Below are 24,940 nucleotides of genomic sequence, written 5' to 3'. Positions count from 1 at the left end.
CCCTCTCTCCCCTCCCGAGATTGCACGAATGACACCAGCAGACGACCAGGCCGCAGCGGGCACCACCGAACGCATCGAAGACGTCGACGTCACGACCGAGATGCAGGGCTCCTTCCTCGAGTACGCGTACTCCGTCATCTACTCGCGTGCGCTCCCGGATGCGCGCGACGGCCTGAAGCCCGTACAGCGGCGCATCCTGTACCAGATGACCGAGATGGGTCTGCGTCCGGACCGCGGCCACGTCAAGTCCGCCCGCGTCACCGGCGAGGTGATGGGAAAGCTGCACCCGCACGGCGACAGCGCCATCTACGACGCCCTCGTGCGCATGGCGCAGGACTTCACCCTGCGCGTTCCGCTGATCGACGGCCACGGCAACTTCGGCTCGCTCGACGACGGACCGGCCGCCCCGCGCTACACCGAGGCGCGCCTCGCGGCGGCGGCGCTCGCCCTCACGGAGGACCTCGACGAGGACGTCGTCGACTTCGTCCCCAACTACGACAACCAGCTGATGCAGCCGGATGTGCTCCCCGCCGCGTTCCCGAACCTCCTGGTCAACGGCGCGAGCGGCATCGCGGTCGGCATGGCGACCAACATGGCTCCGCACAACCTCATCGAGGTGGTCGGCGCCGCGCGTCACCTGCTCGCGCATCCGGATGCCACGCTCGACGACCTGATGGAATACGTGCCGGGCCCCGACCTCCCCACCGGGGGCACGATCGTCGGCCTGTCCGGCGTCCGGGACGCGTATGCGACCGGCCGCGGCAGCTTCAAGACCCGCGCCAAGGTCACCGTGGAGTCGATCACCGCGCGCAAGAGCGGCCTGGTCGTCACCGAGCTGCCCTACCTCGTCGGCCCCGAGAAGGTCATCGAGAAGATCAAGGACGGCGTCAACGCGAAGAAGCTCTCCGGCATCTCCGACGTCACCGACCTGAGCGACCGCCAGCACGGCCTGCGGCTCGTCATCGGCATCAAGACCGGGTTCAGCCCGGAGGCGGTGCTTGAGCAGCTGTACCGGCACACCCCGCTCGAAGACGGCTTCTCGATCAACAACGTCGCGCTCGTGGAGGGCGGCCCGCAGACCCTCGGCCTGCACGAGCTGCTGTCCGTGTATCTCGGGCACCGCATCCAGGTGGTCACCCGGCGCTCCCAGTTCCGGCTCGCCCGGCGCAAGGAACGCCTGCACCTGGTGGAGGGCCTGCTGATCGCGATCCTCGACATCGACGAGGTCATCCAGGTCATCCGCGCCAGCGACGACACCGAGCAGGCCCGCACCCGGCTGATGGATGTGTTCGACCTGAGCACCCTGCAGGCCGACTACATCCTCGAGCTGCGCCTGCGCCGCCTCACGAAGTTCTCCCGCATCGAACTGGAGACGGAGAAGGCCCAGCTCGAAGCGGAGATCGCCGAGCTCGAAGAACTGCTCGCCAGCCGCGACCGCATCAACGCGCTCGTCTCCGATGAGCTGGAGCAGGTCGCCGCGAAGTTCGGCACCCCGCGCCGCACCCTGCTCACCGAGGCGCGCCCGTCCATCGCGACGGCGTCTGCGCGCGGCAAGCAACAGGTGGTGCTCGAAGTGGCGGATGTGCCCTGCCGGGTGCTGCTCTCCACCACAGGCCGCATCCTGCGCGTCGACCAGCAGCCGGGCGACGACGGCGGCCTCGACCGCATCGCTGCCCCGGCGAGGCGCAGCAAGCACGACGCGATCCTGTCGCAGCTGGACACCACGACGCGCACCGAGATCGGCGCCGTCACCAACCGCGGGCGCCTCATCCGGTTCTCCCCCGTCGACCTGCCCGCCGCACCTGTCAACTCGATCCAGCTCGGCGCCGGCGTGAAGGTCGGCGACTACCTGGCGATGGCCGACCGCAAGGAGAAGGTGCTCGCGATCGTGTCGCTCGACGCGCCGCGGGCCATCGCACTCGGCACGAAGCAGGGCGTCGTCAAGCGGGTCTCCCCCGGCGACTGGGCCAACAAGCCGGAATTCGAGATCATCGCGCTGAAGGCGGGCGACGAGGTCGTCGGAGCCGTGCAGGGCGACGACACCGACGAACTGGTGTTCGTGGCCAGCGACACCCAGCTGCTGCGCTTCCCCGCCACCGCCGTGCGCCCGCAGGGTCGTTCGGCGGGCGGCATGGCCGGCATCAACCTCGGCGCGGATGCGCGGGTCGTCTACTTCGGCAGCGTGCCGGCCGACGAGAAGGACGAGACCGTCGTCGTCACCATCGCCGCCGGAGGGGACACCCTCCTCGGCGCGGACCCCGGCAGCGGCAAGATGAGCGAGTTCGCCGAGTTCCCGGCCAAGGGCCGCGCAACCGGCGGCGTGCGCTCCCAGCGCTTCCTCAAGGGAGAGACGGAACTGCAGCTCGCCTGGGTCGGCCGCGCGCCCGCCCTCGCGGTCGCCGCCGACGGCGCTGCACGCGCCCTCCCGGACACGCTCGTCCGCCGCGACGCCTCCGGCACCCCGCTCGACATGGTCGTCGCCTCCGTCGGCCGCCGCCTCGCCTAACTCCACCCCACGCCCCAAACAATCGAGCCGGGACTTATGCACGCGACACGCCGTGTCTAGGCGTGCATAAGTCCCGGCTCGATGGCTTCGCTAGGCGTCGATTCGGGAGCGGGAGAGGTCGTCGGCCCCGGCGATGATGAACTCCTTGCGCGGGGCGACGTCGTTGCCCATCAGCAGCTCGAAGACACGGGAGGCCTGCTCGGCGTCCGGGACGCGCACGCGCCGCAGGGTGCGGTGGTGGCGGTCCATCGTGGTGGTCGCCAGCTGGTCCGCATCCATCTCGCCGAGTCCCTTGTAGCGCTGGATCGGCTCCTGGTAGCGCTTGTTGCGCTTCTTCAGGTCGGCGAGCACCGCCTGCAGCTCCGCCTCCGAGTACGTGTAGATCGTCTCGTTCGGCTTGGAGCCCGGGTTCACGACGATCACACGGTGCAGCGGGGGCACGGCCGCGAACACGCGACCCTCCTCGATCATCGGCCGCATGTAACGGAAGAACAGCGTCAGCAGCAGCGTCCGGATGTGCGCACCGTCCACATCCGCGTCGGACATGATGATGACCTTGCCGTATCGCGCCGTCGCCAGGTCGAAGCTGCGGCCGGAACCGGCCCCGATCACCTGGATGATCGCCGCGCACTCCGCGTTGGAGAGCATGTCGGAGACCGACGCCTTCTGCACGTTGAGGATCTTGCCGCGGATCGGCAGCAGCGCCTGGTACTCGCTGTCGCGCGCACGCCGCGCGGTGCCGAGGGCCGAGTCGCCCTCGACGATGAACAGCTCGCTGTTGGCCACGTCGCTCGACCGGCAGTCCACCAGCTTCGCCGGCAGGGACGAGGTCTCCAGCGCGTTCTTGCGGCGCTGGGTCTCCTTGTGGGCGCGCGCGGAGATCCTGGACTTCATCTCGGCGACGACCTTGTCGAGCAGCAGGGCCGACTGCGCCTTGTCGTCGCGCTTGGTCGACGAGAACCGCTCGGCCATCGCCTTCTGCACCACCTGGGCCACGATCGCGCGCACGGCGGGCGTCCCGAGGATCTCCTTGGTCTGGCCCTCGAACTGCGGTTCGGGCAGGCGCACGGTGAGGACGGCGGTGAGGCCGGCCATCACGTCGTCCTTGTCCAGCTTGTCGTTGCCGACCTTCAGCCTGCGCGCGTTCTGCTCCACCTGTGCGCGGAGGAACTTGAGCATCCCCTGGTCGAAGCCGGTCTGGTGGCTTCCGCCCTTCGGCGTGGCGATGATGTTGACGAAGCTGCGCATCACCGTCTCGTATCCGGTGCCCCAGCGCAGGGCGATGTCGACCTCGCACTCGCGGGTGAGCTCGGTCGGGAGCATCGCGCCGCTGTCGGAGAGCACGGGGACGGTCTCGGTGAACGTGCCGCTGCCGGTGAGCCGCCAGGTCTCGGTGATCGGGCTGTCCGGCGCGAGGAAGTCGACGAACTCGGAGATGCCGCCCTGGTACTCGAAGGTGGTCTTCTCTCCGTCGTCGCTGCGCTTGTCGTCGATGCTGATGCTGAGGCCGGGCACCAGGAACGCGGTCTGCCGCGCGCGCCCCACCAGGTCGTCGGCCTGGAAGTCCGCACCCTTCGTGAAGATCTGCCTGTCCGCCCAGTACCGGATGCGCGTGCCGGTCGCGCCCTTGGCCGCCTTGCCGACCACGCGCAGTTCGCTGTTCTTCACGAACGGCGTGAACGGCGCATCCGGGCTCGGCTCGTTCTTCCCGTCGTCGAAGATGCCGGGCTCTCCCCGGTGGAACGACATGGCCCAGGTCTTGCCGTCGCGGTCGACCTCGACGTCGAGCCGCTCGGAGAGTGCGTTGACGACGGACGCGCCGACGCCGTGCAGGCCACCGGAGGCCGCGTACGATCCGCTGCCGAACTTGCCGCCGGCGTGCAGCTTCGTGAAGACCACCTCGACGCCGGACAGACCGGTCTTCGGCTCGATGTCGACGGGGATGCCGCGGGCCTTGTCTCGCACCTCGACGCTCTCGTCGGCGTGCAGGACGACCTCGATGGTCGACCCGTGCCCGGCGAGCGCCTCGTCGACGGAGTTGTCGATGATCTCCCACAGGCAGTGCATGAGACCGCGGGAGTCCGTCGATCCGATGTACATGCCGGGGCGCTTCCGCACCGCCTCCAGCCCCTCCAGGACGGAGAGATGTCTGGCCGAATAGTCCGAGCTCGCCACGAGCGCTCCTTGCGATTCCGATGCGCCGGATGGATGCCGACGTCACACACTCTCCAGCCTACGGAGTGCCGGCTGTGCGTCCCGTCACCGACACCCGCCTGAGTGTGTGCTACGCGTTCAGCGAAATAGCGGGCGAATCGGGCAGTGTTCCGTCCGGAACGTGGTTCTATATAAGTACCGAGTTCACGGTTGCGATCTGAAAGGAGCATCACATGTCGACGATCACCACGGAGAACGGTGCGGTTGACGAGCTCGCATCGGGGCCGCAACTGACGGCGGCCGACCGTTGCGACAGCTGCGGAGCCCAGGCATACATCCGCGTTGTCGTGAACAACGGCGAGCTCCTGTTCTGTGCCCACCACGGCAAGAAGCACCAGGAGAAGCTCTCGCAGATCGCGCACAGCTGGCACGACGAGACGGCACGTCTCTTCGAAGAGCAGCGCGCGTAACGCGTTCGCGGCACTGCAGCGAGTCACCCAGACATGAGTGGACGGCCGAGGGGCGTGCGTAGGCGCGCCGTCATCGACCTGAACGCCATCCTGGCGAACGCTGCGGCGACCGGGCCGCTCACCGACCTCACCGCCGATCTCCGCGCCGACGCGTACGGACACGGGCTCATCCCCGTGGCACGTGCGCTGTCGGATGCGGGGGTCGGCGGTTTTCTCGTCTCCCGGGTCGAAGACCAGGCCGCTCTGGCGGACGCCGGAGTCTCCGGCGCGCGTGTCGCCGATCCGGATGCCGCTGTCAACCCGCACGTCGCCGGGCCCGAGCTCTTCGGGCTGGCAAGCGGCGGGCGTCCGGCCATGCGGCTCTCCGGCGAGGTCATCGCCGTCAAGCGCGTGCACGCCGACAGCGGCGTCTCCTACGGCTACACCTACCGCACGCGGCAGGACACCACGCTGGCGCTGGTCGCGCTCGGCTTCGCCGACGGCATCCCGCGCGTCGTCTCGAACAAGGCGCCCGTCCGCATCGGAGACTTCGTGGGCCGTGTGACAGGCCGCATCGCGATGGACCAGTTCGTCGTCGACCTCCACGACTTCACCGCCGAGCCCGGAGACGACGCGGTGCTGTTCGGGGACCCGGCCCAGGGCGAACCGTCCGTGGGCGAATTGGCGGACCTCATCGGCATCGCCGCCGCCGTCATCACCTCGCGGCTCGGCCGCCGCATCGAGAGGGTCTACGAATGACCATCGTCGACGCCATCGCGGAGCCCCTGCCGCGCGCGGTCATCGACCTCGCGGCGCTCCGCCACAATGTCTCGCATCTCGCCTCCCTCATCGCACCGTCCGAGCTGATGCTCGCGGTCAAGGCGGACGCGTACGGCCACGGCCTGCTCCCTGTCGCGGAGGCCGGCATCGACGCCGGCGCAGCGTCGCTGGCCGTCCTCGAGATCCCGGTGGGCCTGGTGCTGCGGCAGGCGGGCATCACCGTCCCCCTGCTCGCCTGGCTGCACGGTGCGGACACCGACTGGCGCGCCGGCATCGAGGCCGACATCGAGCTGGGCATCTCCGCACGCTGGCAGCTCGACGCGATCGCCGCCTCCGGTGCCGACCGTCCCGCCGTCGTGCACCTCAAGGTCGACACCGGCCTCAGCCGCAACGGCGCCACCCGCGAAGACTGGCCGGGACTGGTGGATGCGGCCGTTGCCCTGCAGAAACAGGGCATCGTGCGCATCCGGGCGGCGTGGTCGCACCTCGCAGACGCCTCCATCGCCGACGACGAGGCGGCGCTCGCCCAGTTCCGGGAGGCGGTCGTCGTCGCCGAGGAGCGCGGGGCCACGTTCGAGATCCTGCACCTCGCGGCGAGCTCGGCGGGCATCCGGATGCCCGAGGCGCGGTTCGACCTCGTCCGGTTCGGGATCGCCGCATACGGCGTTTCCCCCTTCGACGACAGCACGGGCGCCGACCTGGGCCTCATCCCGGCGATGCGCCTCGAAGCGCCGGTCACCCGCATCCACGTCGGCGGCACCACGCACGCGCGCCTCGGCATCGGCTATGCGGACGGCGTGCCGACGCTCGGGATCGCGAAGGCGCACGTCTCCATCGGCGGGCTGCCCTGCCCGGTGCTCGCGGTCGACGCTGACTCGATGCTCGTCGACGTCGGCGCGAACCGCGTGGAGGTCGGCGACACGGCGATCCTGTTCGGCCCTGGCGTCAACGGGGAGGTCATCGCCGAGAAGTGGGCGGACTGGGCGGAGACGATCGCCGACGAGATGCTCACGGGCGTCGCGCAGCGCGTCCCCCGCGTCTACGTCGGCTGACCGCGCCACGCACCCCCACCGCCGCACATCTTTCCCTGCGCTGGCCCGCTCCGTTCAAGCGGAGATTCCAGCCGGATCGCCCCATATCTCCGCTGCACAGGATGCGCCCGCGGCGCGTCGGCTCAGACTTCCTCCTTTACGCAACACCGGAGAATCCGCGCGACACGCCGTCTGCGACTCCGTTCGTGCGGAGAAACGCTCGCGGGCCGGGTGGAACTCCGTTCGAACGGAGTTCGGGCGTGATGGGGGGGGTGAGCGGCGTGGTAGGTGGTGAGGGCGGCCGGTAGGGCAGGCGGGCGGCCAGGCAGCCAGCCGCCGGGGCCCGGGGCCGGACTCGGGCTAGAGCTTCACGCCGAGGCGGTCGGCGATGGCGCGGCGCGCGTTGGCCGCGTAGCGGTCGACGCTCTCGGTCTGCTGCACAGGCGCGAGTTCGGTGCGCAGGGCGGTCGCGAGCATCCGGTCGGCCAGTGCGGGGTTCATCGGCAGCACGGGGCCGTGCAGGTGCGTTCCGATGGCCGCGGCCAGCGCGACGCCCTCGGTCTGGCCGCCGTCGTTTCCGGTGCCGCTGACAACCTGGCCGAATGGCTCAGCACCCTCCAGCGTGGTCGTCGCCGAGTGGTTCTCGAAGCCGGCCACCGTTCCCTGCGCGGTGCGCACGACGATCTCGCCGACGTGCCTGGCCGCGCCCAGCTGGGCGCGCGTCGGGAAGACGCCGGCCCCGGCCAGACGCTCGCCGTCGGCCGTGACCAGTTCGGTGCCGAGCAGCTGCCAGCCTCCGGCGATCGCCAGGATCGGGGTGCCGGCGTCCCGCCAGTCCCGCAGCGCCGGGGCGATGCGCTGCACGTCCGCGAGCACCGCCCGCTGCGACGAGAGCGGTCCGCTGCCGATGTGCACGATGTCCACAGACTCCGGCAGCACGCCGCCGACCGGATGACGGACGACCTCGGCGTCGATGCCACGCCAGCGGGCGCGCTCGACCAGGGCCGTCACATTCCCGGCGTCGCCGTTGATGCCCAGCTCGGCCGGGTACAGGTGCAGGATGCGCAACACGCTCATCGTTCGCCGCCCTCCAGGTCGAGGAAGCCGAGCTGCTTGCGGATCAGCATCATCTGCTCGTAGTTGACGATCATGGTCTTGGTGCCGGTCGCGGGCTTTGGCAGCGCGAGGAACGCGGTCAGCGCCGGCTTCAGCTCCGGGACGACCTGGTCGACCGGGATGCCCGCGTACGCGAACCGCGTGGCGAACTGCCACGCCTTCGTGCCGGAGACCACATCCACGTGCTCGATGGAGGAGAGGTCGATGTCGTAGACCCAGGACGGGTCCGGCGTTCCCTCGTCGACGGCCACGAACACCTGCTCGGGCGGCGCGCTGAGGTAGTCGAGGTTCAGCTGCAGGCTCGGCGGGTTCTTCATCATGATGATCTCGATGTCCTCGTCGCCGACCCGCAGGGTCTCGCCACGTCCGTAGACCGTGCGCAGCGACGACATCGCGGCCACCACGGCCTCCGGGCGGAACCGGTCGCCGAGCAGGCGGCGGGCCATCGCGGTCGCACCGGCCGCATCCACGGCGTAGTGCAGTCCGCGGGCGGGGAGGGACACCTGCACGCTCTCGCCGCCGAACGCGAGGCGCGCACTGCGCGCGTCCAGTTCGCTGACGAACACGGAGGGCACGGGAAGCGTTCCCGCCGGCACGCCGGACACGTCTTTGACGTTGGCGAGCCCGTTCGGCGATGCGTCGATGATCGACGGCGCCACCGCGAACGTCGACACGTCGCGGCCCTCGGCGAGCAGTTCAGCGCCAACCCGCGCGAGGCTGTCGTCGTCGGCGTTCACCACGACGAACTCCGACGAGGATGCGCCGATCGAGCGGAGCATCCCGACCACCCTGGTCGGCTCGAAGAAGCGGTTGAGCTGGTCGATCTGCACGTTCAGCAGCAGCGAGCCGCGCGGCTTCAGGATGGTCGCCAGGTCGACGCCGTACGCCTCGTCCACCTCGATCACGCCGACGTCGGCGCGCACGCGTCCGTCCAGCGGGACGGTGGCGAGCAGCGCGGACGCGATCCCCTGCGGGAGGTTGCCTCCCGACGGGTTGGTGAACACGGTCAGCCCGTGCTCGCGCAGGATGCCCGTGAGCATGTTCGTCGTGGTCGACTTGCCGTTCGATCCGGAGACGAACACGACGCCGAGCGGAAGCTCGGCGACGGCGCGTTCCAGGAACTTCGGCGCGATCGCGAGCGCGACGCGTCCCGGCACAGCCGAGCCGCCGCCGCGCAGGCGCAGCAGCCAGCGGGCGAGACGACCGGCGACGACCGCTAGCCTGTAGCGCACTCCCCCGGCCTACTCGAGGTAGTCGCGGAGCGACTGCGACCGGGACGGGTGGCGGAGCTTCGCCATCGTCTTCGACTCGATCTGACGGATGCGCTCACGCGTCACCCCGAACGTGTCACCGATCTGGTCGAGCGTCTTCGGCATTCCGTCGCCGAGCCCGAAGCGCATCCGGATCACTCCGGCCTCGCGCTCCGAGAGCGAGTCGAGGAGGCTCTCGAGCTGCTTCTGCAGCATCGTGAAGCCCACAGCGTCGGCCGGGACGACCGCCTCCGTGTCCTCGATCAGGTCGCCGAACTCGCTGTCGCCGTCCTCGCCGAGCGGGGTGTGCAGCGAGATCGGCTCACGGCCGTACTTCTGCACCTCGATGACCTTCTCGGGGGTCATGTCGAGTTCACGGCTCAGCTCTTCCGGCGTGGGCTCGCGGCCCAGGTCCTGCAGCATCTGCCGCTGCACACGGGCCAGCTTGTTGATGACCTCGACCATGTGCACCGGGATGCGGATGGTGCGGGCCTGGTCGGCCATCGCGCGGGTGATCGCCTGACGGATCCACCAGGTGGCGTACGTGGAGAACTTGAAGCCCTTGGTGTAGTCGAACTTCTCGACGGCACGGATGAGGCCCAGGTTGCCTTCCTGGATGAGGTCGAGGAACTGCATCCCGCGACCGGTGTACCGCTTGGCGAGCGAGACGACCAGTCGGAGGTTCGCTCCGAGCAGGTGGCTCTTGGCCCGCTGGCCGTCGCGCGCGACCCACTTGAGCTCGCGCTCGAGCTCACGCGGCATGTTCGGCGTGTTGGCGAGCTTGTCCTCGGCGAACAGGCCGGCCTCGATCCGCATCGCGAGCTCGACCTCCTCCGCCGCGTTCAGCAGGGCGACCTTGCCGATCTGCTTCAGGTAGTCCTTGACGGGGTCTGCCGTGGCGCCGGTGATCGTGGTGGAGTACACCGGGATGTCGTCGTCCTCGTCGACGGCGCGGAGCACGAGTGCTCCCGTCGGCAGGGGCTCGTCGGCCGCAGCGGGCTTGGCGTCGTCGTCGTCCGACTTCTCTTCCGCGTCGTCGCTGTCGTCGGCTGCTGCCTCGACCTCGACCTCCGCGGTCTCCTCTTCGTCGATCTCGACGGCGTCGTCGTCGCCGAGCTCGTCGTCGCCCTTGGCCTTGCTCGCGCCCTTCTTGGCGGTCGTCTTCGCGGCCGCCTTCGAAGGGGCCTTCTTCGCGGGAGCCTTCGCTGCCGTCTTCTTCGCTGCCGGAGCGGCCTTCGCTGCGGTCTTCTTCGCTGCCGTCTCAGTGACCTCGGCCTCGGTCACCTCGGCTTCTGGAGCTTTCGTTGCTGCACGGGTTGCCATGTGAACACCTTTCATACCAAGCGGAGGGGCCGAGAATCCGAAGCGCCTTGGCCTGGCTCAGGTTGCGTGCGGACATTACTAAGACCCATGTCAAGTCCTGGGTCTGTGCGCGGTGCAGTTTTCCATGCTCCGAGCCCCTGGATATGAACGGGTCCGATCAACTATTATTGCACGATTCATGGCCGCCCCCGACCATCGGTGCTCCGCCGCCGCCCAGCCGCTTTCAGCCGGCCGCCCCTCGTCCGCGTCTCTTCCACGCGTCAGAGAGTAGAACCCACAAGGGGGCCACTTCTATTCCCTCGTCCTCGGACAACAGGCGGCGGGTGCGGCGTCTCGCACGCACCAGGAATCCGACGCCGATGCCCACGATCACGTACTGGATCGCGAACGCCCAGCGGAACGCATCCAGGGCATACAGGTCGGATGCTCCCCCCGCAGCGACGCGGGCGCCGTTCTGCCCGTCGAGCGCCAGCCCGATCAGGAACATCATCACGAAGCTGGCGAGGAAGCCGCCGACGTTGACGATGCCGTTCGCCGAGCCGAGGCTGCGCAGCGGGTTGGAGGTGCGGGCGAAGTCGAACCCGATCAGGGAGCCGGGTCCGCCGATCCCGATCGCGATCAGCAGCACGATCAGCAGCCAGAGCGGCGGCGTGCCCGGCCAGAGCAGCACCACGGCCCAGACAACGCCCATCATGGCGACGATCCCCAGCACCAGGTTGCTGCGCCGCAGCGGGTGGCGCGCGGTGAGTACGCCCAGGATGGGGCCGGAGATGAGGCCGGCCACCACGGCGACGATCAGCAGCCCTGACGCCTCCGCCGGGTCGATCCCGAGCGCGAACACCATGAACGGCAGCCCCCACATCAGGCTGAACACGGTGCCGGAGGACTGGGTGACGAAGTGCGACCAGAAGCCGAGCTGCGTGCCCGGCCGCGCCAGGCTCACCCGCAGCTGCCGGATGGACTCTCCCCAGGTGGCGGGACGCGGGCCCTCCGACGAGCCGACCGGCCTGTCCGAGATCGCGGCGACGATGCCGACGAGCGCGATCACCGAGAGCGATGCGGCGCTGAGGAACGCGGTCGTCCATCCCGCCTGGTGCAGGATGATCGCGAACGGGATGGCGGACAGCACCTGGCCCAGCTGGCCGATGTTGCCGATCCACTGGGACAGCTGCGGCACCAGGCGCCCGCGGAACCACGAGTTGATCAGGCGCATCAGCGAGGTGAACACCGTCGCATCCCCCGCCCCGACCAGGATGCGCCCCAGGATGGCGACCCCGATGGTCGGCGCGAACGCCACGGTTACCTGACCGACGATCATCAGCGCTGTGCCCACCGCCATCAGCCAGCGCGAGCCGACCCTGTCGATCAGCACGCCGACCGGGATCTGCATGGCCGCGTACACGATCAGCTGCACGACGGCGAGGGTCGAGAGCACGGACGCCGTGCTGTGGAAGCGCTCGGTCGCTGCTACTCCGGCGACGCCGATGCTCGTGCGCTGCATGACCGCGATCAGGTAGGCGAAGACGCCGATCCCGAAGATGAGCCAGGAGCGCCGCGAATTCACTCCTCCAGCGTATTACCGACCACGCCGGCCGGGATGCGCGTCAGGACGCGGTGGGCCCGTTCTCCTCGTCGCCATGGCGGCGGAACGCGAGGAAGTTCTCCAGCTCGGCGGCGATCTCGTCCGCGCTCGGCAGCTCGCCATCGCGGTCGGTCAGCGGCGACCGCAGCTGGTTGTCCTCCATATAGCTGTCGTGGCGTTCCTCGAGCGTTCCGACCAGCCGGCCGAGCTCGGCGTTCGAGTCGACCTGCTCGTCGATGTTCGCGATGAACTCCCTGTCCTCCTGGCGCAGCCGGTCGGTGGGGAAGATCAGCCCGGTGGCCGCGCTGATGCTGTCGAGCGCGGCGATGGCCGCGGCGGGGTACTCGGTGTCTGCCAGGTAGTGCGGGATGAGCAGGATGAACCCGGCGATCGGGTACGACAGCTGCTGCAGCCGGAACTCGAGCAGGTGCAGCGCGTTGGCCGGGACCTGCGTGTGCGGCTTCCAGATCGACATCGAGTCGATCAGGTCGGAGCGGTTGCCGCTGACGGTCACGCCGATCGGGCGCGTGTGCGGCACGGGCATCGGGATGGAGTGCACCCAGGTGACCGACTTCACCTTGAGTCTGTCGATGAGGTCGAGGATGGCCTGCGTGAACCGCTCCCACTGGAAGTCGGGCTCGAAGCCGGACAGAAGGAGGAACGGCTGGCGCAGCTCGTCGTACGCGAGGTAGAGCTTGAGCGTGGCCGGCTGGTAATCGGTGAGGTGGTCCTGGTCGAAGTAGATGATCGGCCGGCGGGCACGGTAGTCGAGCAGGATGTCGGCGTCGAAGGTGGCGACCACCTCGTTGTCGAGCGTTCCGAGCAGATAGGTGCCCAGCTGGCTGACGCCGGAACCCGCGTCGGCGAATCCGGTCAGGCCCGCGACCAGGTTGAGGCCAGCCGGCACCTCCGAGAGGGCCGCGTTGAGCTCGTACAGGTCACCCGGATCGCGCATATTTCAACTCTAAGCCGCCCGTTCCCGGCGGACCCTGCGAACCGGCCCGGAAGGCACACGCCCACAGCGAACACGGCTGCCGGCGCGCGGCAGCGGCTAGATTCGAGGCATGACCGTCCCTTCTCTCTCGCTTTCGTCCGCCTCCGCCGTGTCCCCGTCCGGTGACGTGCTCCTGATCGGCGCACGCGCATCCGGTGGCTCCGTCGACGTGGTGGCGAACTCCGCCGTCGACGCCGCCCTGACGGCCGCGGGCGATGTCGCCGCGCAGCTGCAGGCCGTCGGCTTCGGAGGGGGACGGGACGAGCTGGTCCGGCTCCCCGGCGGAGGAGGCGGACCGTCCATCGCCGTGATCGGATTGCCGGAGACCGTGGATGCCGACGCGCTGCGCTACGCGGCGGGCAGCGGCATCCGCCAGCTCGCCGGCACGGCGGCCGTCACCGTCGCGCTGCCCGCGGACGGCGACGAGCAGCTCGCCGCGGTGCTGGAAGGCGCTGCCCTCGGTTCGTACGCGTTCACGACGTACCGTGAGGCATCCAAGGCATCTGTGAAGGCGCCTGTCGCAGCCATCGAGGTCGTCGGGACGCCGGACGACGCATCCGGGGCGGACGCACGCGACGCGCTCGTCGCCCGCGCCGCTGCGGCAGCGGAGGCCGTCGCGCTCGTCAAGGACCTCGTCAACACGCCGCCGCTCGACCTCTACCCCGCGACCCTTGCCGACGCTGCGGAGCGCGCGGCGTCCGGGCTGCCGGTGGATGTGCGGGTCTGGGACGAGAAGCAGCTCGAAGCGGACGGCTTCGGCGGCATCCTCGGCGTCGGCCAGGGCTCGACCCGCCCGCCGCGGCTCGTCAAGGTCACGTACTCCCCCGCCGGAGCGGCCAAGCACCTCGCGCTGGTCGGCAAGGGCATCACCTTCGACACCGGTGGGCTGTCGCTCAAGCCGCCGACCGGGATGGTCGGCATGAAGTACGACATGACGGGAGCGGCCACCGTGCTCGCCGTCGTGCTCGCCGCGGCCAGGCTGGAACTGCCGGTGAAAGTGACCGCGTGGCTCTGCATCGCGGAGAACATGCCGTCCGGGTCGGCGATCCGGCCCAACGACGTGCTGCGCATCCGGGGCGGCAGGACCGTCGAGGTGCTCAACACCGACGCGGAGGGCCGCCTGGTGATGGCCGACGGCCTGGTCGCTGCGAGCGAGGAGCGCCCGGACGCGATCGTGGACGTCGCGACCCTGACCGGAGCGGCGATGGTCGCCCTCGGCACCCGCTACGCCGCCGTCATGGGCGACGACGAGCTGGTCGGAGACGTCGTCGACGCCGCGAAGACGTCCGGCGAACTGCTCTGGCCGATGCCGCTCCCCGGCGAGCTGCGCGCGACCATCAACTCCGAGGTGGCGGACATCGCCAACGCCAACCCGGGAAACACCGCGGGAGGGATGCTGCTCGCCGCCGTCTTCCTCCAGGAGTTCGTCGGCCGCACCGGCGATGCTGAGGATTCGCCGCGCATCCCGTGGGCCCACCTGGACATCGCGGGACCCGCCAAGGGACCCGCCTCTCCCTACGGTTTCACCGGGAAGGGACCGACCGCCGTCACCGTGCGCGCCCTCATCCGGTTGGCCGAGGACTTTTCCCGGAAGTAGTAGGGTCGTATGGGCAAGAAAAATTCTTGCCGCAAACAAACGCCTGCCCACGAGTGACCCCTCGGGGCAGGGTCGTGTCACGAATCCTGATGCGCGAGGGAGTAGCTGGGTGTCTGAGCAGAACTTTGACATTGTGGTGCTCGGCGGTGGGAGTGGAGGCTACGCAGCAGCGCTGCGTGCGGCCGAGCTCGGTTTCACCGTTGGGATGATCGAGAAAGACAAGGTCGGAGGCACCTGCCTGCACCGAGGATGCATTCCCACCAAGGCCCTGCTGCACGCGGCCGAGGTGGCGGACTACTCCCGCGAGTCGTCGAAGTACGGCATCGTCACGGAGTTCCAGGGCATCGACATCAACGGCGTGACGGAATACCGCCAGGGCATCGTCGCCAAGAAGTACAAGGGACTGCAGGGCCTGGTCAAGGCGCGCAAGATCACGGTCATCGAGGGTGAAGGTCGCCTGACCTCCCCCACCACGGTGCAGGTCGGTGACGACACCATCGTCGGCAAGAACGTCATCCTCGCCACGGGCTCGTACTCGCGCTCGCTTCCCGGTCTCGAGATCGGCGGCCGCGTCATCACGAGCGAGCAGGCCCTCGAGCTGGACTTCGTGCCCAAGAAGGTCGCCGTGCTCGGCGGCGGCGTCATCGGCGTCGAGTTCGCGAGCGTCTGGAAGTCCTTCGGCGCGGACGTCACCATCATCGAGGCCCTCCCGCACCTCGTCCCCAACGAGGACGAGACCATCAGCAAGTCGCTGGAGCGCGCGTTCCGCCGCCGCGGCATCGACTACCGCCTGGGCGTCCGGTTCTCCGGCGTGACCCAGAACGACGACGGCGTCGTCGTGACGCTCGAGAACGGCGACACGGTCGACGCCGAGCTGCTGCTCGTCGCCGTCGGCCGCGGCCCGTCGACCGCCAACCTCGGCTACGAGGAGGCGGGCATCACGCTCGACCGCGGCTTCGTCATCACCGACGAGCGCCTCCAGACGAGCGTTCCCGGCGTCTACGCCGTCGGCGACATCGTCCCCGGCCTGCAGCTCGCCCACCGCGGCTTCCAGCAGGGCATCTTCGTCGCGGAGGAGATCGCGGGCCTCAACCCGATCATCGTGCCGGATGTCAACATCCCGAAGGTCACCTACTGCGACCCCGAGGTCGCATCGGTCGGTCTCACGGAGGCCAAGGCCGTCGAGCAGTACGGCGCGGACAAGGTGTCGAGCTACGACTACAGCCTCGCGGGCAACGGCAAGAGCGAGATCATCGGCACCAGCGGCTCCGTCAAGGTCGTCCGCGTCGTCGACGGCCCCGTCGTCGGCGTCCACATGATCGGCGCCCGCGTCGGTGAGCTGATCGGCGAGGCACAGCTCGCGGTCAACTGGGAGGCATACCCCGAAGACATCGCCCCGCTCGTCCACGCGCACCCCACGCAGAACGAGTCGCTCGGCGAGGCCTTCCTGTACCTCGCTGGCAAGCCGCTGCACACCCTTTAGTCCGCCGCCGGTCGGCGCGACTGCAATAAACTACTGAACGAATTGGTTTGAAGGAGACAAGCTCATGAGCGAATCCGTCAGCCTCCCGGCACTCGGCGAGAGTGTCACGGAAGGCACGGTCACCCGCTGGCTGAAGAACGTTGGCGACCGTGTCGAGGTGGACGAGCCCCTGCTCGAAGTCTCGACCGACAAGGTCGACACCGAGATCCCCTCCCCCGTCGCGGGCGTCATCGAGGCGATCCTGGTGCAGGAGGACGAGACCGTCGAGGTGGGCACCGCGCTCGTGACGATCGGCGACGGCTCCGGCGGAGGCGAGGCCCCGGCCGCGCCCGCCGCTGAGGCCGAGGCCGCTCCGGCGGAGGCTGCTCCGGCTGCTGACGCTGCGCCGTCTCCTGCTGCTGAGGCTGCACCGGCACCTGCTGCTGAGGCGGCTCCCGCTGAGGCTGCTCCGGCCGCAGCACCGGCGCCCGCTGCTGAGGCTGCGCCGGCCCCTGCCGCGGAGGCCGCTCCGGCCCCCGCTGCCGAGGCTGCTCCGGCCCAGGCTGCCCCGGCTCCCACCGCGGAAGCCGCACCTGCGCAGGCCGCACCGGCGCCCGCCGCAGCGCCCGCACAGGCTGCTCCTGCCCAGGCTGCTCCGGCTCCTGCCGCTGCTGCTCCCGCCGCCGCACCCGCTCCGGCGGCTGCTCCGGCTCCCGCTGCTGCTCCGGCCCCCACCGCTGCTCCCGCAGCATCCGGTGGCGCGCACGCCGGTAACGCCGGCTACGTGACCCCGATCGTTCGCAAGCTCGCGAACGAGCAGGGCATCGACCTGTCGACGGTCACCGGCACCGGCGTCGGTGGGCGCATCCGCAAGGAGGACATCCTCTCCGCGGCTGCCGCACCCGCCGCCTCCTCCGCGTCGTCCTCCGCTGAGGCGGCCCCGGCTCCCGAGGTCTCGCCGCTGCGCGGTACGACCCAGCCGATGTCGCGTCTGCGCAAGGTCGTCGCCGAGCGCGCCGTCGTGTCGATGCAGTCGTCCGCTCAGCTCACCTCGGTGGTCGAAGTCGACGTGACCAAGGTCGCGGCCTTCCGCGACAAGGTCAAGGCCGACTTCCAGTCGAAGACCGGCGTCAAGCTGTCCTTCCTCCCGTTCTTCGCTCTGGCCGCCGCCGAGGCGCTGAAGACGTACCCCGTCATCAACGCCACCATCGACGGCGACTCGATCGTCTACCCGGACCACGAGAACATGTCGATCGCCGTCGACACCGAGCGCGGTCTGCTCACCCCTGTGGTGCGCAACGCGTCCGAGCTCGACCTCGCGGGCCTGGCCAAGGAGATCGCGGACCTCGCAGAGCGCACCCGCGAGAACCGTCTGAAGCCCGACGAGCTCGCCGGCGGCACGTTCACGCTGACCAACACCGGTTCGCGTGGCGCGCTGTTCGACACCCCCGTGGTGTTCCTCCCGCAGGTGGCCATCCTCGGCACCGGCATCGTCACGAAGCGTCCCGTCGTCATCTCGGCTGACGGAACCGACTCGATCGCGATCCGCTCGACCGTGTACCTGGCCCTCTCGTACGACCACCGGATCGTCGACGGCGCCGACGCGTCCCGCTTCCTCGTCGCGGTCAAGAACCGTCTCGAGGGCGGCAACTTCGAGGCGAACCTCGGCATCTAGTCACTGTCACGGGAACACCTCCCGCAGACGCCACCCGGCCTCGCTCCTGACCATCAGGAGCGAGGCCGGTTCGCTTTTCGGGGTGCGTGCGCGATCCGGTGCCACGGACACGAGCGCCGCCGCACCCCAGCGCTGCACGAGCTCGACGGCGGCTCCGGCGTAGTCGTACCCGTCGGCGGCCGTCCCGTCCTCGATCGCCGCCCGGTCGGTCGCGGCCACCGGCGAGCCGTCCTGGACGAGCTCGTCCACACACGAGACCTGCCGCACGCGTGCTGTGAAGCACGTGTGGCGGGCCCGCAGCAGATGTGTGGCAGCGGCCACCGGCTCGCCGGGCACGGTGGATTCCGTCTGCGCAGCGGTGGAGTTCGCTCCCCCGGCTGTTGTCGCGCCGTCGGGCTTCGCTGGTGGCGTGGGGAGGTGGGACGCGTCCAGCGAACCTTCTGACGCTGGTGCGCGAGTTGAGGGTGTTGCCCCGCTAGGCGAAGACCGGCCGTTCGACCCGGGCGTGCTGGGCGGGCCGGAGGTTTCGGCTGCGGACGGTGCACCAGTCGCGGAAGATGCACCAGTCGCGGACGATGCACCGGCGCCGGCAGAGGATTCGGACGACGTGTTCTGAGCCGGACCGCCTGGCAGCAGGAGGAGCGCGGCGCCGACGACGACGGCCGGGATCAGCACAATCGCGACGAGTTTCTTCCGCACTGCGAACCAGCTGCGAACACGCTCTGCGACGTGCGCGATGGGTCTGCCGTCCAGGAGAAGGTCGCTGAGCTCCGCGGCCGGTTCGAACGCCGAGACCGGGTTCAGCGCTGAGCTCGACACGGGGTGCACCATCGAGGTTCGCGGAAGCGAGGTTCGCGGAAGCGAGGTTCGCGTCGCAGACATCCGCCCGTTCGAATCGAACGACTGACGCGGAATGGTGTCGTGCAGACGGTCCGACGCCGCTGCGACCTGGCCAGACACAGGCTCGCGGCGGCCTGTGGGCTCAGCGTGACCATTGACCAGGCTGAGGCCCGCGTCGATCAGTTCCGTCGGCAGGGCACGGCCCCGGATCCCGCTGAGGCCCGCGTCGATCAGTTCGCCCTGCGATCGTCGCGGCGCGCCCGGTGGCTCGTCCGCCTCACCGGGTGGGAGGGCACTCGGTGCCACGGACGGTGGACGCGGCGCGTGCGGTGTTCCCGACTCCGTCACCCGCACCACGCCCGGCTCGATCGTGGCCAGCACACCAGCCAGCACCCGCTCCCACACGACGGTGGGCGGGTGGTCGCCACCGGAGCGCGGCGGCGCGAGTGCCGCATCCACCGCATCCAGCAGCCGCCAGCCGCCCGGCGCAGGGACCGCCGCGCAGAGGTGCTGCGCCACCGCGCGATACGCGAGCCGGTCCGCCGCGGCGCTCGACTCCGTCAGTGGGCAAGCTCGGCGGAGGGCGTCGATGGCCGGACAGCCGTCGCGGCGGAAGACCACACCCTCGAGGGCGAGGCCGCTCGCCGACCATCCGGCCTCGTGCAGGGCGCCGAGACCGGACGCGACCCCGATCAGGATGGTGGCCGCCTCGTCTGCGCGGATCAGGTGGCGCCGGGCAAGTAAGGCGGCAAGGGTTCCTCCTGGAGCGTGTTCCACGATGAGCCAGCCCTCCGGCAGACCGCGCGCGACCTCGCCGCCCACAACCCCCACGACGTGCTCCGAGTGGGAATCGCGTCTGGCAGTAGCCTCGCGCGCTGTCGCGTCCGCAGCATCCACGCCGGTGCGGAGGCAGGCCACCACGGGATGCGCCTGCTCCGGCGCCCGGATCAGCTGTCGCAATTCGTCCGGCTCGGCCGACAGCGTGCCGAGCACCTGCCAGGCCCTCTCCCTCGCCCGGGCGGCAGCGAGGCGGGCGAGGTCGGGCGTGCGGCTCAGCAGGGGCGGGCGGGACGTGGTCGGTGCAGTCGGCATGGACCAATTCCAGAGCATCCGGAACCCTCACGACGCGGCGCACCCGAACCCGTGGACAACTCGCCAAACAGCCGCCCTGTGGAGAGCGCGCAAGCACATAGACTTGCTGCGTGGTCGACTATGTCGTCACGGGGCTAAGCGCCAACTCCGTGCCGTATTTCGAGGCCCTTCAACAGCAGCGTGCCGTGCACGCCGATGTCGTTGCAGGCCGGGCGCCCGATACTGTCATCCTCCTCGAGCATCCCTCGGTGTACACCGCAGGGAAACGCACAGAGCCCGACGAAAGGCCGACCGACGGGACACCCGTCATCGATGTCGACCGCGGCGGGAAGATCACCTGGCACGGGCCGGGGCAGCTCGTGGGATACCCGATTCTCCGCCTTCCCGAGCCCATCGACGTCGTCGGATACGTCCGGCGGCTGGAGAGCATCCTGATCGATGTTCTTGCCGAAGTCGGGGTGCACGGTGAACGCGTGCAGGGACGCTCCGGCGTGTGGATCCGCGGGATCCAGCGCGACGAGAAGATCGCCGCCATCGGCATCCGCGTCGCAGAGGGCGTCACCATGCACGGGTTCGCGCTCAACTGCTCCAACGGGTTCGAGGCCTACGACGCGATCGTGGCCTGCGGCATCCGGGATGCGGGGGTCACCTCGATCAGCCGCGTCCTCGGCCGCACGGTCACCCCGGAGGACGTCGTCCCCCTGATCCAGGCACGCTTCGACAGAGAATTCGACACAGGACTGGAGACCGTCGCGTGAGCGCAGCGCCAGAGGGACGCAAGATGCTGCGCCTCGAAATCCGCAATGCAGAGACCCCCATCGAGCGCAAGCCCGAGTGGATCAAGACCAAAGCGAAGATGGGCCCCGAGTACCGCCAGCTGCAGAACCTCGTGAAGGGCGAGAACCTGCACACGGTGTGCCAGGAAGCCGGCTGCCCGAACATCTTCGAGTGCTGGGAGGACAGGGAGGCGACGTTCCTCATCGGAGGGGCCCAGTGCACCAGGCGGTGCGACTTCTGCCAGATCGACACCGGCAAGCCCGCCGACTACGACACCGACGAGCCACGCCGCGTCGCAGAGTCCGTCGCGAAGATGGACCTGCGCTACGCCACCGTCACCGGCGTCGCCCGCGACGACCTGGCCGACGAAGGCTCGTGGCTGTACGCCGAGACGATCCGCGAGATCCACCGGCAGAGCCCAGGCACGGGCGTCGAGATCCTGGTGCCCGACTTCTCCGGCAACCCCGACTATCTAGGCGAGGTCTTCTCCGCCGAGCCCGAGGTGTTCGCGCACAACGTCGAGACCGTCCCGCGCATCTTCAAACGCATCCGGCCGGCCTTCCGTTACGAGCGCTCGCTCGACGTCATCACGCAGGGACGTGCGGCCGGGCTCATCACCAAGTCCAACCTCATCCTCGGGATGGGCGAGGAGCGTGCAGAGGTCAGCCAGGCTCTGCGCGACCTGCACGACGCGGGGACGGACATCATCACGATCACCCAGTACCTGCGACCGAGCCCGCGGCATCTGCCGGTGGCGAGATGGGTGCATCCGGATGAGTTCGTCGAGCTGAAAGAGGAGGCGGAGGCGATCGGGTTCCTCGGTGTGCTCGCCGGTCCCCTGGTCCGTTCGTCGTACCGCGCCGGGCGACTCTGGGCGCAGTCGATGCACGCGAAAGGCCGCGAGGTGCCGGACGAACTCCGCCATCTGGCCGACGCGTCGCTCGGGTTCGCCCAGGCCGTATCCTGACCGCGAACAACGTCACTGCGCGGGCGGCCGAGCCGGTATCCTTGTGACTATGGCACGCAAGGACAAGTCCACCAAGGAGCCCGGTCGGCTCAAGCAGATGTGGCAGGTCTTCCAGATGACCCGCCGCTACGACAAGCGGGCGGTGTTGTACATCGTGGGCGGCATCGTGGCCCCGATCATCGTCGGCGTGCTTCTGGCGATCTTCCTGTCCGACGGCAACGGCTTCACGATGGCGATGTGGATCCTCGCCGGCGTGCTCGCCGGTGTGCTGATCGGCCTGATCATCCTGGGGCGTCGCGCCGAGCGTGCTGCGTACTCGCAGATCGAGGGCCAGCCCGGCGCCGTCGGCGCCGTGCTGCGCAGCTCCCTGAAGCGCAGCTGGCGCGGCTCGGAGATGCCGGTCGCCGTCAACGGCAAGACCCAGGATGCGATCTACCGCGCCACCGGCCGCGGCGGTGTCGTGCTCATCAGCGAAGGCCCGAAGACCCGCACCCAGCGGATGATCGACGAGGAGCGCCGCAAGGTCACCCGCGTGCTGCCGAACGTGCCCGTGACGACGATCAGCGTCGGACCGGATGCGGACGCCACCCCGCTGCACAAGATCCCGCGCGTACTCGCCAAGATCAAGCCCACCCTGACCAAGGCCGAGGTCATGGCGATCAGCAACCGTCTCCAGTCGCTGGAGAACTCGATGCCGATCCCCAAGGGCATCGACCCGATGAAGGTTCGCGCCCAGCGCGCTCGCTAGAGCCCGCTCGACCGCTTACCCCGCCCCGCGCATCCATCGAGCCGGGACTTCTGCACCAGCCCGACCGGCGTGTCGCGTGCAGAAGTCCCGGCTCGATGCTTTGGGTGCGGCGGGGAGGGACGGCAGTGGCGGCGCCGTCAGGCCCGGATGAGGACCGTGCCGGCGATCTTGTCGTGGAAGCCGCGCTGGTCGGAGTCCCAGACGAGCGCGGGGATCACGATCGCGAGCAGCAGTGTGCGGACGACGGGACGCCAGAGGCCCACCCAGCCGCCGCGGATCGCGACAACGCGCATCCCGAACACCCGGTGGCCGATGCCGCCGCCGATGGTCGGGATGAACAGGATCTGCATGAGCACGAAGATGCCGGTGGTGGCCCAGCCGTTCACGATCCCGTCAGTTCGGAAGAACGCGAAAGAAATCAGGTAGGCGATCGCCCAGTCGATGACGATGGCGCCGATGCGGCGGCCTGCACGCCCGACCGAGCCTCTGCCCGTCTCCGGCAATCCCAGTCGTTCACCGGGATAGCGGCTCGGCGCGATGTTGCCGGAGGCGGAGGATGGCGGGTTCTGTGGCACCAGACGAGTTTACCGGCCACGGGTATGCGTAACACGCCGGAAACATTTGCGTCACTCCGGGGAAACTCCTTCCCCGTACGGTGTTGTCTTGGGCTGCAGGTGCAGTCCACCACCTCAATCCATTTTGGGAGTCCTCCGCATGTTCCGTGATTCTTCCGAGGTGCTCAAGTTCATCAAGGACACCGACGTCAAGTTCCTTGATATCCGCTTCACCGATCTGCCCGGTGTGCAGCAGCACTTCAACATCCCCGCTTCGACCGTCGACGAAGAGTTCTTCTCCGTCGGTCAGCTCTTCGACGGCTCGTCCATCCGAGGCTTCGCGTCCATCCACGAATCGGACATGCAGCTCATCCCCGACGTCTCCACCGCGTACGTCGACCCCTTCCGTGCCGAGCGCACGCTCATCATGGTCTTCGACATCTACAACCCGCGCAACGGCGAGATCTACTCGAAGGACCCGCGCCAGGTCGCCAAGAAGGCCGAGAAGTACCTCGCCTCCACCGGCATCGCGGACACCGCGTTCTTCGCCCCCGAGGCCGAGTTCTACATCTTCGACGACGTCCGTTACGAGGTGAACCAGCACTCGAGCTTCTACTCGGTGGACTCCGAAGAGGGAGCCTGGAACACCGGTCGTGTCGAGGAGGGCGGAAACCTCGCCAACAAGACGCCGTACAAGGGCGGGTACTTCCCGGTCAGCCCCGTCGACAAGCAGGCCGACCTGCGCGACGACATCTCGCTGAAGCTGATCGACGCCGGCCTCATCCTTGAGCGCGCACACCACGAGGTGGGCACCGGCGGCCAGGCCGAGATCAACTACCGCTTCGACACGATGGTGCACGCGGCAGACGACATCCTGAAGTTCAAGTACATCGTGAAGAACACGGCCGAGCTCTGGGGCAAGGTCGCGACCTTCATGCCGAAGCCGCTGTTCGGCGACAACGGCTCCGGGATGCACACCCACCAGTCGCTGTGGAACGACGGCAAGCCGCTGTTCTACGACGAGGCGGGCTACGGCGGCCTCTCCGACATCGCACGCTGGTACATCGGCGGCCTGCTCAAGCACGCCCCGGCCGTCCTCGCGTTCACGAACCCGACGGTGAACTCGTTCCACCGCCTGGTCCCCGGCTTCGAGGCCCCGGTCAACCTGGTCTACTCGGCCGGCAACCGCTCCGCGTCGATCCGCATCCCGATCACGGGCACGAACCCGAAGGCGAAGCGCATCGAGTTCCGCGCCCCCGACGCGTCCGGCAACCCGTACCTCGCGTTCGCCGCGCAGCTCATGGCGGGCCTCGACGGCATCAAGAACCGCATCGAGCCGCACGAGCCGGTCGACAAGGACCTCTACGAGCTCCCTCCCGAGGAAGCCAAGAACATCCCGCAGGTCCCCGGCACCCTCGCCGAGGTCCTGGATGCGCTCGAGGCCGACCACGACTTCCTCCTCGCAGGCGGCGTGTTCACCCCGGAGCTCATCGAGACCTGGATCGACTACAAGCGCGAGAAGGAGATCAAGCCCCTCGCGCAGCGTCCCCACCCGTTCGAGTACGAGCTGTACTTCGGCGTGTGACGCTCTGACGTGCGGAAGGCCGCATCCCTTCGGGGGTGCGGCCTTCCGGCGTTTTCGGGCGCGGGAGTGAAATGAGCGCTTCGGCCGTCCGACGTCAGAGGCCGCCGCTGAGCGGGCACTCGACGATGCGTTTTCCGTCGCTGACGACGATGAACGTGTCCGGCTCGACGCTCGGCGCAAAGATGATGCCGCCACCGATGGTGTGGCCGCGCGCGGGCAGTCCGGTGGTGAAGCCGGGGCCGGCGCCGAAGCAGGTGTAGTTGCGACCGGCGTACTGCACCCGGGTGGGGATGGCGCTCGGCCACCAGTCCGCTGTCGCCTCGTGGACCTTCAGGAGGGCGATACCGCCGGAGACGACCAGGGCTGCGACGAGGAACGCGGCGATGAAGACGACGGTTCGACGGGGCGTCCACCAGGTCTGCACACCGTCACGATGCCGGTTGTTCGGCAGGAGATCC

Annotated in this window: 20 protein-coding genes; 11 read left to right on the top strand and 9 right to left on the bottom strand. The window is 69.1% G+C overall.

All coding sequences use genetic code 11. The features are described 5' to 3' along the window. The first annotated feature begins 28 nt into the window (after positions 1–28). A complete protein-coding gene (locus AC1ROC_RS01340; RefSeq protein ID WP_434948794.1) occupies positions 29–2,506 on the top strand; it encodes a DNA gyrase/topoisomerase IV subunit A in 2,478 nt (825 codons plus the stop codon). A gap of 90 nt (positions 2,507–2,596) precedes the next feature. Here AC1ROC_RS01340 and AC1ROC_RS01335 read toward each other — a convergent pair whose 3' ends face one another. Continuing rightward, positions 2,597–4,681, bottom strand: a complete 2,085-nt coding sequence (locus AC1ROC_RS01335; protein WP_085367832.1) for a DNA gyrase/topoisomerase IV subunit B — start codon at positions 4,679–4,681, stop codon at positions 2,597–2,599. 212 nt (positions 4,682–4,893) lie between these two features. Here AC1ROC_RS01335 and AC1ROC_RS01330 point away from each other — a divergent pair, with 212 nt between their 5' ends. Genes AC1ROC_RS01330 through AC1ROC_RS01320 form a run of 3 tightly spaced genes read left to right on the top strand, consistent with a single transcriptional unit; the run spans position 4,894 to position 6,941 of the window. Then, the gene (locus tag AC1ROC_RS01330; RefSeq protein WP_055896232.1) at positions 4,894–5,130 is read left to right on the top strand and encodes a DUF7455 domain-containing protein; all 237 of its coding nucleotides are present in this window, start codon (positions 4,894–4,896) and stop codon (positions 5,128–5,130) included. A gap of 54 nt (positions 5,131–5,184) precedes the next feature. Next, the gene (locus AC1ROC_RS01325) at positions 5,185–5,868 is read left to right on the top strand and encodes an alanine racemase C-terminal domain-containing protein (RefSeq protein WP_085367835.1); all 684 of its coding nucleotides are present in this window, start codon (positions 5,185–5,187) and stop codon (positions 5,866–5,868) included. Further along, a complete protein-coding gene (locus AC1ROC_RS01320) occupies positions 5,865–6,941 on the top strand; it encodes an alanine racemase (protein ID WP_492997610.1) in 1,077 nt (358 codons plus the stop codon). The genes AC1ROC_RS01325 and AC1ROC_RS01320 overlap by 4 nt, the downstream gene beginning before the upstream one ends. A gap of 339 nt (positions 6,942–7,280) precedes the next feature. Here AC1ROC_RS01320 and AC1ROC_RS01315 read toward each other — a convergent pair whose 3' ends face one another. The 5 genes from AC1ROC_RS01315 to AC1ROC_RS01295 form a co-directional block, all read right to left on the bottom strand. Further along, positions 7,281–7,997 (bottom strand): type 1 glutamine amidotransferase, encoded by a 717-nt coding sequence (locus AC1ROC_RS01315; protein WP_492997608.1) that lies wholly within the window; start codon positions 7,995–7,997, stop codon positions 7,281–7,283. Next, complete coding sequence (locus AC1ROC_RS01310) at positions 7,994–9,268, bottom strand: MurT ligase domain-containing protein (RefSeq protein WP_492997606.1); 1,275 nt, start codon at positions 9,266–9,268, stop codon at positions 7,994–7,996. The genes AC1ROC_RS01315 and AC1ROC_RS01310 overlap by 4 nt, the downstream gene beginning before the upstream one ends. Positions 9,269–9,277: 9 nt before the next feature. Continuing rightward, positions 9,278–10,609 carry an RNA polymerase sigma factor gene (locus tag AC1ROC_RS01305; RefSeq protein WP_492997604.1) on the bottom strand — a complete coding sequence of 444 codons (1,332 nt, stop codon included), beginning with the start codon at positions 10,607–10,609 and terminating at the stop codon, positions 9,278–9,280. Positions 10,610–10,832: 223 nt separating this feature from the next. Continuing rightward, positions 10,833–12,173, bottom strand: a complete 1,341-nt coding sequence (locus AC1ROC_RS01300; protein ID WP_168689609.1) for an MFS transporter — start codon at positions 12,171–12,173, stop codon at positions 10,833–10,835. 40 nt (positions 12,174–12,213) lie between these two features. Continuing rightward, on the bottom strand, positions 12,214–13,146 hold the full coding sequence (locus tag AC1ROC_RS01295; protein WP_085367847.1) for a proteasome assembly chaperone family protein: 933 nt from the start codon (positions 13,144–13,146) through the stop codon (positions 12,214–12,216). A 109-nt stretch (positions 13,147–13,255) separates the two neighbouring features. Here AC1ROC_RS01295 and AC1ROC_RS01290 point away from each other — a divergent pair, with 109 nt between their 5' ends. The 3 genes from AC1ROC_RS01290 (at position 13,256) to sucB (ending at position 17,919) form a co-directional block, all read left to right on the top strand. After that, entirely contained in the window at positions 13,256–14,782 is a 1,527-nt protein-coding gene (locus AC1ROC_RS01290; protein ID WP_492997600.1) for a leucyl aminopeptidase, read from the top strand. Positions 14,783–14,891: 109 nt separating this feature from the next. Next, a complete protein-coding gene (gene lpdA / locus AC1ROC_RS01285; RefSeq protein ID WP_085367851.1) occupies positions 14,892–16,265 on the top strand; it encodes a dihydrolipoyl dehydrogenase in 1,374 nt (457 codons plus the stop codon). 64 nt (positions 16,266–16,329) lie between these two features. Next, entirely contained in the window at positions 16,330–17,919 is a 1,590-nt protein-coding gene (gene sucB, locus AC1ROC_RS01280; protein WP_492997598.1) for a 2-oxoglutarate dehydrogenase, E2 component, dihydrolipoamide succinyltransferase, read from the top strand. 6 nt (positions 17,920–17,925) lie between these two features. Here sucB and AC1ROC_RS01275 read toward each other — a convergent pair whose 3' ends face one another. Continuing rightward, positions 17,926–19,851: a hypothetical protein gene (locus AC1ROC_RS01275; RefSeq protein ID WP_492997596.1), complete on the bottom strand. Its 1,926-nt coding sequence runs from the start codon at positions 19,849–19,851 to the stop codon at positions 17,926–17,928. A gap of 110 nt (positions 19,852–19,961) precedes the next feature. Here AC1ROC_RS01275 and lipB point away from each other — a divergent pair, with 110 nt between their 5' ends. The 3 genes from lipB to AC1ROC_RS01260 are packed head-to-tail and all read left to right on the top strand — an operon-like array spanning position 19,962 to position 22,343. Further along, positions 19,962–20,609 carry a lipoyl(octanoyl) transferase LipB gene (lipB, locus tag AC1ROC_RS01270; protein WP_492997594.1) on the top strand — a complete coding sequence of 216 codons (648 nt, stop codon included), beginning with the start codon at positions 19,962–19,964 and terminating at the stop codon, positions 20,607–20,609. Next, positions 20,606–21,595: a lipoyl synthase gene (gene lipA, locus AC1ROC_RS01265; RefSeq protein ID WP_168689615.1), complete on the top strand. Its 990-nt coding sequence runs from the start codon at positions 20,606–20,608 to the stop codon at positions 21,593–21,595. Before lipB ends, lipA begins: the two co-directional genes overlap by 4 nt. 49 nt (positions 21,596–21,644) lie before the next feature. Continuing rightward, on the top strand, positions 21,645–22,343 hold the full coding sequence (locus AC1ROC_RS01260; protein ID WP_085367860.1) for a DUF4191 domain-containing protein: 699 nt from the start codon (positions 21,645–21,647) through the stop codon (positions 22,341–22,343). Positions 22,344–22,480: 137 nt separating this feature from the next. Here the strand turns inward: AC1ROC_RS01260 and AC1ROC_RS01255 are convergent, their stop codons facing one another. Then, positions 22,481–22,918: an RDD family protein gene (locus AC1ROC_RS01255; RefSeq protein WP_085367861.1), complete on the bottom strand. Its 438-nt coding sequence runs from the start codon at positions 22,916–22,918 to the stop codon at positions 22,481–22,483. A 139-nt stretch (positions 22,919–23,057) separates the two neighbouring features. Between AC1ROC_RS01255 and glnA the strand changes: the two genes are divergently transcribed. Beyond that, positions 23,058–24,482 (top strand): type I glutamate--ammonia ligase, encoded by a 1,425-nt coding sequence (glnA, locus tag AC1ROC_RS01250; RefSeq protein WP_085367863.1) that lies wholly within the window; start codon positions 23,058–23,060, stop codon positions 24,480–24,482. A 94-nt stretch (positions 24,483–24,576) separates the two neighbouring features. On the opposite strand, the gene AC1ROC_RS01245 is transcribed toward glnA, so the two are convergent. After that, complete coding sequence (locus AC1ROC_RS01245; RefSeq protein ID WP_256921840.1) at positions 24,577–24,906, bottom strand: hypothetical protein; 330 nt, start codon at positions 24,904–24,906, stop codon at positions 24,577–24,579. Positions 24,907–24,940: the final 34 nt, after the last annotated feature.

The organism is Leifsonia sp. GW821-FHT13C05, assembly GCF_058806515.1.
This window is presented reverse-complemented; position numbering and strand designations above follow the sequence as displayed.